Origin of the sequence: Acinetobacter sp. 10FS3-1 (assembly GCF_013343215.1) — a bacterium.
Taxonomy (GTDB): domain Bacteria; phylum Pseudomonadota; class Gammaproteobacteria; order Pseudomonadales; family Moraxellaceae; genus Acinetobacter; species Acinetobacter lwoffii_C.
In genome coordinates, this window is sequence record NZ_CP039143.1 from 2,097,206 (window position 1) to 2,113,985 (window position 16,780).

A 16,780-nucleotide genomic window follows, 5' to 3' on the forward strand; every position below is an offset into this window, starting at 1 on the left:
GATGATTAAAATCGCTGTTCTTGTTTCAGGAAATGGATCAAACCTGCAAGCCCTGATTGATGCAGATCTGTCAGGGAAAATTGTCGGGGTACTTTCCAACAAACCTGAAGCATATGCCTTAACGCGTGCACAACAAGCAAAAATTGCAACTGCGGTGATTGAACACAAGCAGTATCCAAGCCGTGAAGCATTTGATGAGGTTATGCATCAGCAGCTTCTGGACTGGGAGGCGGACCTGATCGTACTTGCAGGCTTTATGCGAATTTTAAGTAAAAAATTTGTAAAAGCCTGGGAAGGGAAAATGCTGAACATTCACCCTTCTCTCCTACCGCATTACAAAGGTATGCATACGCATCAACGTGTATTAAATACCGGAGATATATTGCATGGCTGTACTGTGCATTATGTGACTGCCGAGCTAGATGCCGGTCAGGCACTGGCTCAGGGTGTACTTAGAGTCAGTCATCAGGACAATGCCACAACCCTGGCAGAGCGAGTTCATAAGCTGGAACATCTGATCTACCCACAAGTGGTGGAATGGATCTGTAGCGGAACCCTTCAGCCTGCTGATACTGGGGTCTATTACCACGGTAAATTGATGCATGAACCGGTTCAATTCTGCAAGTTTTAAAATTTCAAATAAATAAAAAACGCCTTTTCGAAGGCGTTTTTTATTTATTCTGTTAGAAAAACCAGCTGATAGATTATTCCAGCTTATCCCTGGATGAGCTGTCTGACTTTCTCTGCGACTTTTAAAGGCTGCTCCAGAGGAAACATATGTCCACCGGGGAATATCTCAAAGGGAATACCGAATTTTTTCTCAATCTGTTGAGGGAATCGACGCTCGAGAAAAGGGCCTTTTTCAGCCACCAGCACTTTCACCGGAACTTGAGGTTTAGACTGAGGCAGCCACCAAAGTGATGGATTGGTCCTGAAGATCTCGACTTCATCCATCTTCGGAATAGTCAGCTCTACACCGCCCCGCACTGGATCAATGCTGAGACCATGATCAATATATGCCTGAAAACAGTCTGCATCAAAATCTCGATAAAAACCTTTGGGACGAAGTAGCTCAGCCGCCTGTTCACGCGAGTCCCAATGATCACGACGGCGTTTGGATAAACCAGCCGGTGACATTTGATCCAGCGCCTTTAAACGCAGTATTTTTGCAGCATGTAATGCCAATACTTCTTTACCCATTATCAAGGGTGGATCCAGCATAATCACTTGAGAAAACAGTTCCGGACGTGTTAAGGCTGCCTGAAAACTCAATACTGCACCCAAAGAATGGCCTAAACCGATCACTGGCCTGCCATGTGCCTGACGTACAATACTATCAGTCACTTGCTGAGTCAGGCCCCGCCAGTGATTGTCTACCGGATAACGTTTATCTGGGCCTAGAGCCTGAACATAAATAATATCGAAGTCCGGTTGCAGTGCATCGAACAGCTTTTGATAGACTTTGGAGGGCACGCCATTGGCGTGCGCAAAATGGATTAAAGGCTTCATTGCAGCGATGTATGATTCTCTGACTGGAGTTTCTGGGCAACCGAAGTGGCAATTCCTTCACCGATTGATGATCCCATACGGCCAAGCACTGACTCAAATGGGCTATATTCGATGGTATAGTTCAAGGCTTTATCTGTTTTCAATTCACGTTTTAATGTGTTCAGACTACCAACACGATCTGCAATACCGAGTTTTACTGCCTGCTCACCTGTCCAGAACAAACCGGAGAATATGGCAGGATCAGTTGATTTCAGTTTGTCGCCCCGGCCCTGTTTTACCGCCTGAATAAAATGACTATGCACATTATCCAGCACACCCTGTACATGTGCTTTTTGCTCAGGATCTACCGGCTGAGTCATGGAGAGCAAAGCTTTATTTTCACCAGAGGTCATGGTGCGGTCTTCAACTCCCATTTTCTGTAACAGACCATTTAAGCCATAATTTGGCATAATCACGCCAATTGAACCCACCAGACTGGATGGATTCACAATGATTTCATCGGCTGCCGAAGCAATATAATATGCACCAGATGCACCGGTATCTCCAATCACTGCATACAGTTTTTTCTCCGGATGCTGCTTTTTCAGATACTGGATTTCCTGCCAGATTTCATCCGATTGCACCGGTGAACCGCCTGGCGAGTTAATATTCAGCACCACCGCCTTACTCTGTTTATTTTCATAGGCTTTTTTAAGTGATTTAATCGTATTGTTGCTATTTACACTCTGTTTGTCAGCAGCAATCGTGCCCACAATGTCGACCACTGCAAGATGTACACCTGCGCCTGAGCCGGCCTCAGAAGAAGCTACACTACAACTTTTACCGAGTGCCAATATAATAATCAGCAGATAAGCAAAAGTTAAAAATTTGAAAAAAATTCCCCAGCGACGGGCACGGCGCTGTTCTTCTACAGAAGCTAAAACTGCTTTCTCCAGCAGCTTCCATTCCGGACCAGTGGGTTGCACTGGCTGTGATGACTGTTGTATTTGGTTTTCAGGTTTTGGTGGCCAATCGGACATAAACAACCCAATAAATTGATTTATCTTGAACCCATTATATACACTGAATAAGGTAATTCTGTCTAAACAAAACGTTTTCGCCTATAATAAATTTTATTTTCTTTCATTTTACCTATTAACACTCAATGACTGAACGAAGCTCGCAGAATATTGCTTATAGTGTATTAAAGTTTATTAGCCGTCAGCCGATTCAATTTTCACGTTGGATTGCGCAGGCTCTGGCTGGTTTGGTCAATATTTTAAAAATTTCAAAAACTTCCAATACTATTCGATTAAATCTGGAAGTCAGCCTGCCTGAGCTTTCCAAGGAGCAACGGGAACAAATTACCCGCGCAGCCATCCGTAATGAACTGATGTCTTATTTTGAGTTCTTTAGTATTTGGGGTTCCAGTAACGAAAAAAACCTATCCCGCATCCATCAGGTTCATGGTCAAGATATCTTTCAGCAGGCTTTAGCTGAAAATAAGGGACTTGTGTTAATTGTGCCGCATTTTGGGACTTGGGAAATTATGAATGCCTATTTTGCCCAGTATACCCAAATGACCATCATGTATAAGCCAGTTAAAAATCCAGCTGTTGATCGTTTTGTACATCTGGCACGTAGCCGTGAAAAAGCTCATCTGGTTCCGACCAATGACTCCGGTGTCCGTCAAATCTTTAAGGCACTTAGACAAGGAGGGACGACTGTTATTCTGCCGGATCATACCCCAAGTATCGGGGGGGAATATCTGCCTTATTTTGGTATCCCGCTCGCTACCAGCAATTTAAGTGCCAAGCTTATTCAAAAAACCAAAGCCGAAGCCTTGTTTTTATACGCTTTACGTAATGACAATGGCGGCTTCGATATGCATATCGAAGCGATGGACGAGCAGATCTATGAAAATGATGCAAATTATGGGACACAGGTCATTTTTAAAACTCTTGAAAACCTGATACGGCGCTATCCTGAGCATTATCACTGGAGTTATAAACGCTTCAAGGCCAATCCAGAATTACGCGGATTGTATACCATGGAGCATCAACAAGCCTTGGCCAAAGTCCAGCAGATCAGAACAGCAGCTCAACAACAAAATAAACTTATTGCACCTATTTAAATCTGGGTTTAATTCCGCTTAAGCCAGGAAAATTTGTCACGGTAGGCGTGTACTAACATATTCTGCTCCTGTTTTGAAAATTCAATTGTGCCTTTTTCAATAGTCGTAATCAGAGGAATCGCCAGGGCGTCCAATCGAGCTTGGGTCATACCACTGGGATGCCCATAACGATTAAAACGCCCCGCAGAAGCAATCGCAAGTTTAGGCTGGTAATGTTTCAGAAATTCATAGGCTGAACTATGCTTGCTTCCATGATGCCCCAACACAAGCACATCCACTTTGAGCGCCGGATAATGCTGCAGCAGATAGAATTCTGTTTGCCATCCCGCATCACCCATGAGCAAGAAATTCTGATACGGTGCCCCACCCTGTATTTCGATATGTAATACGCATGAATTTTCATTTTTATTTATAGCAGCTTGTGAAAGATGCTGAATTGGAGGAGATAGAACAGTAAACTTAACTTGCTGTCTCCATTGCCATTGCATACCTGCATGACAATACTGAAATGGGACAGACTGATCACCCTTAAGGGTCTCGTTGGCATAAATTTCTTTGACTTTAAGCTGATTTTTAATACTGTAATACGCTCCACTATGATCCTGGTCCAGATGGGTCAATATCAGTTGATCAAGCTGAGCTACGCCTTGCACCGATAAAAAAGGCATAATAATTTGCCGGCCAACACTAAATTTTTCTTTATCATAATATCCGCCCATATCCACCATCATACTGTGCTGACCATTCCGGATGAAAATCGCCTGCCCTTGCCCCACATCAAGTATCGATAATTGAAAAGGTGCAGCATAAAACTGCGGAATGCAAAGCGGTACACAACTTAAGGCAGCCCAGGATTTGGGCAATACACCTCTTGGCATAAAGACAATCAGAAGGGCCAATATCATCAGGCCGATCATCCAGATATTCATGGCGAATGGAATGAGCTGCGGCTTGAACCAGTAATCCAGTACATTCAAAAAGGCCAGCAGTATTTGCAAGAGAAGATCATTCAGTTGAAACAGCACGCTTGAAAATGGCTCTGCAATAAAAAACACTACCGCAGCCAGAATATCCAGAGGAACAATCAACAGGCCAATCCAGGGAATGGCGACGAGATTACTAAAGGGAGTAATCCAGGCAAGCTGCTTAAAGAACAGCATCATTAAAGGGAATAAGGCCAGAAAAATCTTCCATTGGGACTCCACCAGCACTTTGCCTGCCAGAGACAGGCGCTGCCAGGTACTGGGCTGGAGTTCACGCGGTTGTTGCTGAATCGTCTGGTAAATCCTGAGCAAGACAAAACAGGCGCCATAAGACAGCCAAAACGCGGCCGATAAAATACTGAAAGGGTCAAATAAGAGTAATAAGGCCGCACTTAAAATCAGCAGTTTTAAAGCTTGGACTTGCTGTCTCAAGATCATCGTGATGATTCCAAGTACACAGATCAGCATAGTTCGCATTGCGGGCACTTCAAAGCCCACAAAGGCACAATAAAGTAAAACACAGAGCAGGAAAGGCACACTTAAAAAATACTGACGCGGCCAACGCAAATAAAGCAGAGGTGAATATCTTGACACCATCCACTGCAAAGCTGAACAGCACATCAAGGCAAAAATCAGTACATGCGGGCCAGAGATAGCCAATAGGTGACTCATTCCAAAACGCCGGAACTGCTCTTGTGTGGCGGGTTCCAGTAAACTCTCATCGCCCGTTAACAAGGCCAGTAACAGGCCTTTATTTTGCACAGGTTGTCTAAGGATAAATGCTCTTAATTGCAGTCGCTGCTTTTCCACCCAGAGTAAAAAGCGCGATTGAAATGTTCTTTGTTCCCGAAGATGCCTGCCATAGCCCAGTGCATATACAGCAGCAGGATCGAGTTGCTGAATATTCTGGATCCGAAAACCAGCCATCACATTCTGCTCTAAAGCCCATTTTTCTGCATCAAAAGCTCCCGGTGTTGCATAACTGTGGGTTGGTCGAACTTCTCCCTGTAACAAATAATAATGCCCCAACTCAAGCGTAGAATCATGAGTGTTCTGAGTATCCACAGCTTTCTTTAGAGAAGATGGCGCTAAAAACCCCATCCATTTTATAGCGTCGCCTTGCGTTATCAGTACTTCTAAAGGCTGCTGAATCGAGCTGTTTCCCAGCTTATTCAGGTTTTTGATATAGACCACAACTTTTTTCTGCTGAACTTTATGCTCAACATTCAGGAGGCGCTGACTAAGCTGCTGATTGGCATAGCCCTGCCCCAACATCATGCCGATGATACTCATCAGGCACACGATAACAAAGCGTCGTAGCGGTGTATTCAAAAGCGGGTTAAATATAGAGCAGCCCAGGTAGCAAAATGCCGCAATCAGCATAATGAGTGAAGTACTCAGCTGAATATTCAGAATATTTCTTCCCATAAAGGCCAGACCTGTAATCCAGCCCACACACAGCCACTGCAACATGAATTATTCTATCTTGTTATTGTTTTCAGGCCATCATAAAGCCCACCGGAGTGGGCTTCAATTAAAGAAGATTTTTCTTGTAATTTAGTTCTCCAGCCACAGACCATCCTGCATATGTAAAATTCGGTCTGCTGCATGTGCCAGCTGTTCATCATGGGTAACGATCAGCATCGCCATATTAAATTCACGACGCAGCTCTGTCAGCAGTTCAAATATTTTTTCCGCTGTTTTACGATCTAGGTTGCCAGTCGGTTCATCGGCCATCAACAGCTTGGGTTTAGTCACCACAGCCCGTGCCAATGCGACACGCTGGCGCTCCCCGCCTGACAGCTCACCAGGCTGATGCGTCAGGCGATGAGACAGTCCGACACGTTCCAGCAGATATTCAGCCTGCTGTTTGGCTTCCTTAAAGCTGGTTCCTTTGCGTAGCATCAAGGGCATGGCCACATTTTCCAGTGCAGTAAACTCTGGAAGAAGATGATGAAACTGGTAAACAAAGCCCAGATGTTCATTTCGCATATAGCCACGCTCTGCCTCGGACAGATTATCAAAGCGGCGACCATTGACCATCACCTGCCCGGCAGTCGGGCGATCAAGCCCGCCCAGTACATGCAATAAGGTGCTTTTACCGGAACCACTGGAGCCAACAATTGACACAAATTCACCAGCTTGGACCTGCAATGAAATTCCCTTAATTACTTCAACAGTCGATTTTCCATCTGTAAAAGACTTCTGAATACTCTGGGCATCTAAAATCAGATTACTCATAACGCAATGCCTCTGCCGGTTGAATTTTCGCTGCTCGCAAAGCCGGATAAATGGTAGCAACAAAGCTTAGCGCCAGTGACAGACCGACAATTACAAGCACATCTTGCCAGCGCAGATAAGAAGGTAAATAGTTAATAAAGTAAGCATCAAACATATTTAAACCGAATGCAGTATTTAACCAGCCAATAAAACTGCTGATACTGGTCGCACTAATAATGCCCAGAATTGCCCCAGCACACGTACCAATAACTCCAATCACGGTACCTTGCACCATAAAGATTTTGGTAATTGTGGCAGGTGAAGCACCTAAGGTCCGCAAAATCGCAATGTCTGATTTCTTGTCAGTCACCACCATGACCAGCGATGACACAATATTAAAAGCTGCCACCAGAACGATCAGAAAGAGAAGCAAACTGACCATGGCTTTTTCCATCTGGATCGCGCTGAATAGATTGCCGTGGGTATAGGTCCAGTCAGAGGCATAGAAATTAGCTGGCAAATCACGTGCAATTTCCTGCGATACTTGCGGAGCAACGAAAATATCATCCAGCTTCATGCGTATCCCCTGCGCGCCATCTGGCAAACGCAGTAAGGTCGAGGCATCATTCAGGGCGATATAGCCCATCATCGAGTCTACTTCGGCACCAATACTAAAAAGGCCAACCACCTTGAAACGCTTAAAGCGTGGCACCACTCCTGCCGGCGAAGGTGTGGCTTCAGGTAAAACCAGGGTAATGTTGTCATTCAGGCCAACCCCCATGGCATCGGCCATCTGCTTACCTAAAACAATCCCGAATTCACCCTTTTTCAGCTGATCAATACTGCCCTCAACCATATGGTTTTGAATGATCGAAACCTTCTTTTCATATTCTGGTTCAATCCCGGTCACCATAATTCCGGCGACCTGTCCCTGAGCGGTCAGCATCCCTTGTAACTGGGTAAATGGTGCTACCCCCTGAACATGCTCATGCTGTTCAATTTTGTTTGCAAGTTCAGGCCAATTTGTTAAGATTTGTGTTGAAGAAACAGTTGCTTGAGGTATCATTCCCAAGACACGGTTTTTTAGCTCGCGATCAAAACCATTCATCACAGATAACACTGTAATGAGGACGGCTACACCGAGTGTGAGACCGATCATTGAGACCAGTGCAATAAAAGAAATAAAGTGGTTACTACGCCGTGCGCGAGTATATTTCAACCCTATATACAGCGAGATTGGTTTGAACATACCATCTAGTCCGAGGTAATAAATTATGGAAAATGTCCAGCATCCAAGCGGATTCGCGGAAAGACGCGTCATGTCTCGAATCGATGCTGCCTTACGAATCAATTATCAGATTATTTCCGATGATGTTGCCTTAAATGACCCTTATGACTCTAATTTTGTCTTGCCTCGCTATTTTCTACTACTTGCCGAGTTAGATCAATTTGATCATGCTGTTAACTACGAATTAGAACAATTGTCTGAAAAAGATCAACAAATTTCTCGAATATTATCCTTATTTAATCAAAAATTAAACCTTATTACTGGCTCTTTATACGATGCCATTGTACAAAGCCTGTTGCCTATACCGGAACAGGTCAACTTTTCGGAGACCGGTTTTAGCTTCTTTAGCAACCATCTGATCAATGAAGGCACTTATCTGCATGTGACCTTAAGCCATCCTGAGAACTTTTTCCATATCGCGGCAACCGCACAGGTGGCCTATAGCCGTGAAGAAGAAAATGGCAAATACCGGACGGGAGCTTATTTTATTACCTTACATCCGCAGGATCGCGTCAAGCTGGGTGAGTCGGTCAAAAGCAATTTCAGTCAGTAAAATGTAAATCTCAAAAGTCTTCCGGAAGGCGAGCAGAATAACTTGCCTTAATCGCTTTAGAAAAATAAACCAGTAAACCTAACAGTAAAATAACCACGCCTACCAGCGCCATAAACGACAATTTTTCATCATTCAATATCACCCCGACAAACAGGGCAAACATCGGGGTGACCACTGTCGTTAAAGAGAGTGTGGTTGCCTTAATTTTTTGTACCAGTTTAAAGTAGCAGAACATAGCGACCAGTGAGGCCATAATCACCGTATAACTGAGCCCGATAAGGGATTTGGCCTGAGGGATTTCGGTTGGTGCAAATTGCCAGATAAAAGGCAACATAGCACCAGCCAGTAGTGCCGAAACTGCAATCGAACCGGCCGCCTGCGTCATTGGCTCAAGTGGTGCATTGATCTGCTTCACCCAGAACATGGAAGCACAATAAATAACCACACTGAGCAACATCAGCCCAATACCCACAGGCTGAATATGCTGGTCTTTACCGCCAATACAAATAATACCAAGTCCCAACAGGGCAATCGCCATACCTAACCACTGTGAAGGATAAAGCTTGAGCTGAAACACAAAACGACCAATCAGGCCGGCAATAATCGGAGACAGCCCGAACATCAGCGCGATAATCCCAGAGCTTAAATAGCTCGTCGCCAGATAGGTAAAAATCTGTGAGCCAATAAAGCTGCATGCCCCGGCCAGATAACTATGCAGGGAAATCCGGTCTAAAGAAAATCGGCTTTTAAATATCCACAGCAGTACAAAAGCAAACGGCAAGGCCAAGAAAAAGCGCAAGGCCAACGCCCAAAGTGGATGCAAGTCTGTGACACTCCAGACAATTGCCAGCGGTGTTGTTGCCCAGATAAAAACCAATAAGGCATAGGTCACAATCATATTGGTTTGTATAGGCATGAAATAAAGCTCTTAGAGAACGGAAGTTTTACGTTTCTGCTTTTGAATGGTTTGGTCTAATGAACTGGAAAATTCACGCTTATCCCGTTCAGAAATGGGGGGTGGGCCACCCGTCTGCACCCCTGCGCCACGCAAGGTATCCATAAAATCACGTAAATGCAGACGTGCCCTCACATTGGCTTCGGTATAGATTTCCCCGCGTGGATGAATGGCAATTCCGCCCTTCTCTATCACCTCTGCAGCCAAAGGAATATCCTGGGTAACTACAATATCATGCGCTTTCATACGATCCACAATTTCCTGATCCGCTGCATCTGCTCCGCTCATGACCTGAATCGAGTTAATCCGTACTGAAGGCGTAATTCCTATAGGCTGATTGGCTACAAAAGTCACTTCCAGCTGGTAGCGATCTGAAGCACGGATAATCACATCTTTCAGGATACGAGGCAATGCATCGGCATCGACCCAAAGTTTAAATGGCAACACAAAGCTTTCCATAGAGGGAGAAATCCCGATTAGTGTAGCAAATCATCCGCTCAAGGTTGAAGATTAAAAATATGGTTCTGGCTTTTTCTATGCAGAAAACTAAGACTGTAATCCTTGTACAGCTGGCCTTCAAGAAAAAATAGATTTCATCCGATTTACATTTTAATTTTAAAATTCATTCAATTGACTTGAAAAATCGTAATAACCCTCGATTAACATAAATAAGTCATCCAAGATCAATTGTGTATATGAAAAAACAGAATAGCCCAGAGATCATTACCATTGATGATCAGAATTTCGGTAGTCATGTCGAGCATTGGACCTTGCTGACCGAAAATCCAGGCACAGATGTTCCCCAATGGTTAGGCCAAGCTCTTGACGCGCCTGTTATGCCCATGGGCCTGTGTACGCAAGAAGGAGAAATGGATGAAACGACCTGGCTGATTCAGGGACCTAGCAAAGCTGCAGTGCAGTTGAGTCAGGTAATTGCGGTAGAAAACAACAAGCCTCAGGCCGTAAAAACCGCATTCCCATGTTTTGAAAGCCCGTATCAGATCAAAGCCAGCATTGACCGGATTATTTCCTGTAAATCCAATACCCAAGCTGTGCTTTGCCTGAATCTTGGTGCCAACAGTATTATTTATGCTTTCGATAACCTGTATAGCGTTAATCGGCAGCATTATGAAAAAGACCAGTCTTATATCGTCAACCTGAATGCCTGGGCTTATGAGCTTGAGGCCGTCGGTGATCACGAACATCTGGTGGTAGATGATCCGGCATCCATTAAACATCACCGTGCCTTAAATGATATTCTGGCCGCCAATAACGGTGTGGCTCCTGAGAATTTGCAGGAACAGATTGATGCATGGGAACCAAAAACCGAAGAAGATAAAGAACCCGTCACTGTCGATTTTTCCAAAATGGTGGCCTATCTCTACGGCGAAACCTTGGGGCAGGAAGATGAAGCCTGGTTCCAGGGCAATATTGTCGGCAAAACCACCATGCAATTTATGGCTCAGAACTATACTTTATACGATGTCACCCTGCTTCATGATGAAGGCCAGCCCGCCACCCTCATCCGGATTGCTACTCGCAATACCGAATATAAGGATTTTGAAATCGGCCAATATATTCGAGGCAATCTCTGGATTCAGGCCAGTATCTATAAAAAATCAGCATAACTTGCAAAGAGGAGATATTCACTTATAGCCGAATATCTCCTGATTATTTTTAATTTAATTTTTTCTATTTTCCGATTATTTTTAATGGGTTGATTGAAGCGAAAATAATAGATCTCTTTCATAAATCTTAGATTAGCATTTGAAGTGCAACACCATGTTGTTGCCATAATACCTGACTCGGACTTTTAAAGCCGAGTCTTTTTCTTGGACGATGATTCAAGCGTTGAGTAATTTCTGCAATATAGGCATCCGTATAGTCATTCAAGTCACTGCCTTTTCTAATATATTGTCTGATCAATCCATTCGTATTTTCATTCGTTCCACGCTGCCAGGCGCTATAGGGATCAGCGAAATACCAATCTATATCTAATTCCTGAGCAGCATACTCATGCAGGCTGAACTCTTTACCATTGTCCGCGGTAATTGTTTTTAGATGCGCTTTGATGGGTTCCAATAATCTGATCGTAGCCTGGCAAACTTCCTCAGCCTTGCGCGTGCTGCACTTTTTCAGCCAAAGATAACCTGTCTTCCGATCTACAATTGAAACCAGGGATTGTTGGTGATTCTTGCCAACAATCGTATCTATTTCCAAATCACCGAAGCGGGAGCGCTGCTCAATCTCAGCAGGTCGATCGTGAATGCTTTTGCGGTTTGTCAGTTGGCCACGAGTCTCAACGGAGCCATATTTCCTCTTTCTTTGATTTCTGAAACGTAAGTTGCGGAAGAGCACACCACCTCTGCTTTTATCCTGCTGTATAAACCTGTATATGGAATGCAGGCTGACTGAAACATGAGAAGCAATCTGTTCGGGGCTCCATTGGAGATCAAGATAAGCAATGACCTGTACCCAAGTATCATAAGGGATTGTTTTGGGATTAGGACAATGCCGTCTGCGAGCTAATTTATTGGCATGTTGAGCGAAATAACCATTCCTTGCCCGATTGCGTGCTATTTCTCTGGAAATAGTGGAAGGTGAGCGATTTAGCCTCCATGCGATATAACGCTTAGAAAAACCTTCACGTAACAATGTGGAAATCTGATATCTTTCTTCTTGAGTAAGATGAGTATAGTTCATGATGCAACTTTGACTTTGGTCGGTCGGAAGCAAAATGCTAGCTCATCTTGCTTCCTTCCAATAATTTAATCTCTGTTGCACTTCATTTGAGAATCCAAGAATCAAAAAAAGATCTACTTTTTGCTGCTTATTTATACCAAAGAATTTTTAATATTCATACATAATCTACGGATGAAATACATCGATTCAAAGAAGCTTTCTGAAACACAGTTCAAGCGATATACCGGCATCTCATGGTCAACCTTTGATTTAATGGTTGAGCAATTGAAGAAACATGTCCCTGCCAAAGGCAGACCGCCTAAGTTAAGCCTGGAAGACCAGGTTCTGCTCTGTCTAAGCTATTGGCGGGAATACCGAACCTTATTTCACGTTGCGACGAGCTACGGGGTTTCAGAGTCCACAGCCTCAAGAATTGTCCGTCATGTTGAAGACTGCCTGATTCGCTCCAATCTCTTTAATTTACCCAAAGATTTACCCGAGGGCGAAGGCATCGATTGGAATGTGGTAATTGTAGATGCCACAGAAATTCCAATCCAAAGGCCTAAAAAAACAGAAGAAAAGCTATAGCGGCAAGAAAAAGACCCACACCTTCAAAGTACAGGCCATCATTCATTATCAAACTCAAAAAATCCTGAGTTTATGTACCAGTCGTGGTGCCGTACATGATTTCGAACTCTTCAAACGTAACTTGAATCAGATTCCTGCAGGTGCATTTATCCTTGCGGATAAGGGTTATCAGGGAATTTATACAGTGTATCCAAATAGCTTGTTGCCATTAAAAGCAAAGAAGCGCTGTAAACTGGATTCCGAACTAAAAATCTATAATCAGCAAATCAATAAAAGAAGAATTGGAATTGAGCATGTATTTGGCAGTTTGAAAACCTTCAAAATTCTTGCTGAGCGATATCGCAATCGAGGCAAAAGACTGGGATTAAGATTCAATTTAATTGCTGGAATCTATAATTTGGAACTGAGTGAAAAATGACTTATGAAAGAAATCTAATGAATTTCGGCTTTATTTTACTTTGTTTTATAAAAGCTTTTAAATCCAATGAAGCGTTCTTGTGAATTTGTTTAATTAGGCTTTTGAGATTATAAAAATTATGAAATTAAAAAACTTAGAATAAATCTTTAGATATTTAACCTGGTTATTTAAACAATACGAACTTTAACAAGTTTAGCTCGGAATGTTCTTTATTTAATCAACTTTTTATGATAAAAATACGGTCAACAAATAATGATTTACGATAAATAGATCGGACTATAAATATCTATGAAAATCGTGCAAGAAGAAAATTTACAGCAAGTCGAACATCGACTTGGTTCCCGCTATGATCTCGATATGATGTCATGTGTGTTTTTTGCACTGGGCATGCTGATCTGTGGTTTTATCCTTCATACTTTTATTTTTTAAACTATAGCTGCACAAAAAAACCCGGCCATTGCCGGGTTTCTGCTTTTCAGGCATTAAGCATTGCGTTGAGCGAAGTCATCCATAAAATTCACCAATGCCTGCACCCCTTCCAGAGGAACAGCATTGTAAATGCTGGCGCGCATACCGCCAACTGAACGGTGGCCGGCAAGATTCAACAAGTGATTGGCTTCAGCTTCTTTCAGGAACTGTTTTTCAAGTTCTGGATGAGCCAAGGTAAATGGCACATTCATGATTGAACGGTTTGCCTTAGCAATCGGATTCGCATAAAAATCGCTGGCATCAATATAGCCATAAAGCAAGTTTGCTTTTTCCATATTCCCTTTATGTATAGCCTCTACACCGCCATTTTCTAGCAGCCACTCAAATACCAGACCTGACAGGTACCACGCATAGGTCGATGGAGTATTGACCATAGAGCCATTTTTAGCCTGATCCGCATATCTCAGGATGCTTGGAATCTCAGGTTTTGCCTGATCCAGCAAGTCTTCACGGATAATCACCAACGTTAAACCGGCAGGACCAATATTCTTTTGCGCACCGGCATAAATCAGACCAAATTTAGACACATCCAGTGGCGCAGACAGAATACTTGAAGAGAAGTCACATACCAGTGGCTTATCTGTTTCTGGAATATCCGCAAATTGCAGACCGCCAATGGTTTCATTGTCGGCATAATGCACATAAGCTGCGTCATCAGACAATGTCCATTCGCTTTGTGCGCTAATGGCATATTTACCCTCAATCTGGGTACCAGCTTCAACGACATTAATATCGCCATAGCGCTTTGCTTCTTTCAGGGCTTTTTCAGACCAGATCCCCGTGTGAATATAGTCAGCTTTGTTTTTTTTACCTAGCAAATTCAAAGGGATCGCCGAGAATTGTAAGGATGCTCCACCCTGCAAAAATAATACTTTATAATTTTCAGGAATATTCATGAGCTTACGTAAATCAGCTTCTGCTTTTTCAGCCACCGCAACATAGTCGGCACTACGGTGACTCATTTCCATGATCGAAAGCCCCTTACCGTGCCAGTCCAGCATTTCAGCTTGAGCTTTTTCAAGAACGGCAGTAGGTAATGCAGCAGGACCAGCACAGAAGTTGTACGCGCGCATGATTTTTCCTTTCAGAGTGAAACACAATAAAATGATGGCATTTAACCATATATCAGCCTTCCTTGCACAAAATTATTTCAATCCAGGAAGTGAAATACAGTCAAAAAATCAATCTAGATTCAAAGGATAATTTGAATTTTTTCCATTTTTAGTTTTTAAATTCATGATTTCACTGCATAGAAGTTATATAGATAAAATATGGCCGCACTCAACTCTGAACTTATTTTAGGATCGGGGGAAGTTTGGGAATAGAAATAGTATAATTTTTCAATTTGTGCTTGTTTAGACACGATCAGGGTAACAATCAAAGTAGACCATTTAAACGGGATCGGTTTCAATTACAACAATACTACAACTTTACTGTCGCCTGTCTTGCAAATACTTGATTTATAATTCAGCCTAGACTGATTTAATGTGACTTTTACATCACTAACTTGATGAACATGAAGAAAAATAAACCATATGTCTGCTGGGGTTTTAGTGTGCTTGCATTCATGATGTATGGCAGTTTTAGCTATGCACAAAACATCAGCTTTCAGGATGCAGAACGACAATTGCTACAGCGCTCTTATTCGGGTCAGGCTTTTCAAAGCCTTGAGCAGGCTTCTAAACTGGAAGCCGAAGCGATTAAAGGAATTGGATTACCACGTATCGACCTTAATGTCCGGGCCTATGCCTTTCGCAATGAATTAGACATTCCTTTAGGGGCGGTTAAAAATAATCTTGAGCAGTCTCTGAGCAGTGGTTTAAATAATAAGATTGATGAGTTTAATTTAGACCAGAGTATCGCTGACCCGCTTAAAGAAAGCCTGAAACAACCTATTCGGGATGGCGTGGGTTTAATTCCAGATTCAACCAATGTAGTGCTTGAAGACCAAGTGGTCCGCCCTAGTGTTTCAGTGATGATGCCACTTTATACCGGTGGACTGACCCGCAGTGCCAAAGAGGTTGCCACGATTCAAGCTGGACGCAGTGAACTGAGCAATCAGCAACAGCAAGATACACAGCGCTTTGAACTGATTCAGGCCTATTTTAGTGTACAACTGCAAAAGCAGTTATTAGAGGCAGCGCGTTTTAACTCAAATGCCATGCAACAACATTATCGCAATGCCCTGAAAATGGAACAGCAGGGATTTATTAGCAAAGGGCAGCGTATGCAGTTTGAAGTGGCGCGTAATAATGCTGATCGAACCCAGCAAAATACTCAGGCTAATCTGAATGCTGCACTGTTCCAGTTGAACAACTTATTGCGGGACAATACTATTACCGAGTTGAGCACACCTTTATTTGTCAATCGGGCTGAACCACAAAATGTAAATATCCTGCTCAGCAGTTTTAGCCAGAATTCACCTTTAATTAAAAAAATGAAACTGGATACCGAACTGGCCAAAACCAATGTCAAAGCCCAGCAGGCAGCTCAAAAGCCAAATGTCTTTGCCTTTGGCGAATACAGTCTGGACGCACAGCAAAACTGGATTGTTGGGGTTGCAGCACGTTATAACTTGTTTTCCGGCATTGATAAAAACAAGAATATTCAAGCTGCCGAACTGAAACGTTATGCTGCCGAACTGATGACAGCACGTACACAGCAGGAAGTTGAAAACCTGATTTATAAATCGTTTAGTGAAGCAGTCAGTGCCCAGCAAAGCGATGTTTTATTACAACAAAATATGAAAGCAGCTCTGGAAAACTTGCGTATTCAAGAATTGTCTTTTAAGGAAGATGTCGGCACTGCAACTCAGGTGATTGATGCACAAAATATGCTGAGCAGCTTAAAGGCAGAGACAGCATTAAATGCTTATAAGTATGTCATCTCCCTCGCCACATTATTACAAAGTCATGGCTCTATTGCTGAGTTTCCAGACTATATGCAGCATGCCAATACTCACTATATTCGTTAATGGAGCCA

General features: G+C 43.1%; 17 protein-coding genes. 8 read left to right on the top strand and 9 right to left on the bottom strand.

The features are described 5' to 3' along the window. Position 1: 1 nt before the first annotated feature. On the top strand, positions 2-631 hold the full coding sequence (purN, locus tag E5Y90_RS09870) for a phosphoribosylglycinamide formyltransferase (protein ID WP_174660131.1): 630 nt from the start codon (positions 2-4) through the stop codon (positions 629-631). A gap of 83 nt (positions 632-714) precedes the next feature. Here the strand turns inward: purN and E5Y90_RS09875 are convergent, their stop codons facing one another. Together E5Y90_RS09875 and sppA are read right to left on the bottom strand one after the other, a co-directional pair. Continuing rightward, on the bottom strand, positions 715-1,509 hold the full coding sequence (locus E5Y90_RS09875; protein ID WP_174660132.1) for an alpha/beta fold hydrolase: 795 nt from the start codon (positions 1,507-1,509) through the stop codon (positions 715-717). After that, the gene (sppA, locus tag E5Y90_RS09880; protein WP_174660133.1) at positions 1,506-2,528 is read right to left on the bottom strand and encodes a signal peptide peptidase SppA; all 1,023 of its coding nucleotides are present in this window, start codon (positions 2,526-2,528) and stop codon (positions 1,506-1,508) included. Before sppA ends, E5Y90_RS09875 begins: the two co-directional genes overlap by 4 nt. A 125-nt stretch (positions 2,529-2,653) precedes the next feature. Here sppA and E5Y90_RS09885 point away from each other — a divergent pair, with 125 nt between their 5' ends. Then, positions 2,654-3,622 carry a lysophospholipid acyltransferase family protein gene (locus E5Y90_RS09885; RefSeq protein WP_174660134.1) on the top strand — a complete coding sequence of 323 codons (969 nt, stop codon included), beginning with the start codon at positions 2,654-2,656 and terminating at the stop codon, positions 3,620-3,622. Positions 3,623-3,630: 8 nt separating this feature from the next. Here E5Y90_RS09885 and E5Y90_RS09890 read toward each other — a convergent pair whose 3' ends face one another. The 3 genes from E5Y90_RS09890 to E5Y90_RS09900 form a co-directional block, all read right to left on the bottom strand. Next, on the bottom strand, positions 3,631-6,078 hold the full coding sequence (locus E5Y90_RS09890; RefSeq protein ID WP_174660135.1) for a DNA internalization-related competence protein ComEC/Rec2: 2,448 nt from the start codon (positions 6,076-6,078) through the stop codon (positions 3,631-3,633). 84 nt (positions 6,079-6,162) lie between these two features. After that, a complete protein-coding gene (gene lolD / locus E5Y90_RS09895) occupies positions 6,163-6,846 on the bottom strand; it encodes a lipoprotein-releasing ABC transporter ATP-binding protein LolD (protein WP_151203511.1) in 684 nt (227 codons plus the stop codon). Further along, positions 6,839-8,074 carry a lipoprotein-releasing ABC transporter permease subunit gene (locus E5Y90_RS09900; protein ID WP_151203509.1) on the bottom strand — a complete coding sequence of 412 codons (1,236 nt, stop codon included), beginning with the start codon at positions 8,072-8,074 and terminating at the stop codon, positions 6,839-6,841. The genes lolD and E5Y90_RS09900 overlap by 8 nt, the downstream gene beginning before the upstream one ends. A 25-nt stretch (positions 8,075-8,099) precedes the next feature. On the opposite strand from E5Y90_RS09900, the gene E5Y90_RS09905 reads away from it, so the two are divergent. Continuing rightward, positions 8,100-8,666 (top strand): PilZ domain-containing protein, encoded by a 567-nt coding sequence (locus tag E5Y90_RS09905; RefSeq protein ID WP_151203507.1) that lies wholly within the window; start codon positions 8,100-8,102, stop codon positions 8,664-8,666. Between the two features lie 10 nt (positions 8,667-8,676). Here the strand turns inward: E5Y90_RS09905 and E5Y90_RS09910 are convergent, their stop codons facing one another. Then, positions 8,677-9,582: a DMT family transporter gene (locus tag E5Y90_RS09910; RefSeq protein WP_151203505.1), complete on the bottom strand. Its 906-nt coding sequence runs from the start codon at positions 9,580-9,582 to the stop codon at positions 8,677-8,679. A gap of 12 nt (positions 9,583-9,594) precedes the next feature. After that, entirely contained in the window at positions 9,595-10,080 is a 486-nt protein-coding gene (locus E5Y90_RS09915; protein WP_161981116.1) for a YaiI/YqxD family protein, read from the bottom strand. Between the two features lie 236 nt (positions 10,081-10,316). Between E5Y90_RS09915 and E5Y90_RS09920 the strand changes: the two genes are divergently transcribed. Continuing rightward, positions 10,317-11,249: a hypothetical protein gene (locus E5Y90_RS09920; protein WP_151203501.1), complete on the top strand. Its 933-nt coding sequence runs from the start codon at positions 10,317-10,319 to the stop codon at positions 11,247-11,249. A gap of 127 nt (positions 11,250-11,376) precedes the next feature. Here the strand turns inward: E5Y90_RS09920 and E5Y90_RS09925 are convergent, their stop codons facing one another. Continuing rightward, positions 11,377-12,324, bottom strand: a complete 948-nt coding sequence (locus E5Y90_RS09925) for an IS30 family transposase (RefSeq protein ID WP_174660136.1) — start codon at positions 12,322-12,324, stop codon at positions 11,377-11,379. Between the two features lie 171 nt (positions 12,325-12,495). Here E5Y90_RS09925 and E5Y90_RS09930 point away from each other — a divergent pair, with 171 nt between their 5' ends. From E5Y90_RS09930 to E5Y90_RS09940, 3 genes are all read left to right on the top strand, one after another. Further along, positions 12,496-12,891: a transposase family protein gene (locus tag E5Y90_RS09930; RefSeq protein WP_174660137.1), complete on the top strand. Its 396-nt coding sequence runs from the start codon at positions 12,496-12,498 to the stop codon at positions 12,889-12,891. Beyond that, complete coding sequence (locus tag E5Y90_RS09935; protein ID WP_174660138.1) at positions 12,839-13,309, top strand: transposase family protein; 471 nt, start codon at positions 12,839-12,841, stop codon at positions 13,307-13,309. The genes E5Y90_RS09930 and E5Y90_RS09935 overlap by 53 nt, the downstream gene beginning before the upstream one ends. Positions 13,310-13,597: 288 nt before the next feature. After that, on the top strand, positions 13,598-13,738 hold the full coding sequence (locus tag E5Y90_RS09940) for a hypothetical protein (RefSeq protein WP_162850556.1): 141 nt from the start codon (positions 13,598-13,600) through the stop codon (positions 13,736-13,738). 53 nt (positions 13,739-13,791) lie between these two features. On the opposite strand, the gene serC is transcribed toward E5Y90_RS09940, so the two are convergent. Then, entirely contained in the window at positions 13,792-14,871 is a 1,080-nt protein-coding gene (gene serC / locus E5Y90_RS09945) for a 3-phosphoserine/phosphohydroxythreonine transaminase (protein ID WP_151203499.1), read from the bottom strand. A gap of 437 nt (positions 14,872-15,308) precedes the next feature. Between serC and E5Y90_RS09950 the strand changes: the two genes are divergently transcribed. After that, a complete protein-coding gene (locus E5Y90_RS09950) occupies positions 15,309-16,772 on the top strand; it encodes a TolC family protein (protein ID WP_174660139.1) in 1,464 nt (487 codons plus the stop codon). The last annotated feature ends 8 nt before the right edge of the window (positions 16,773-16,780 follow it).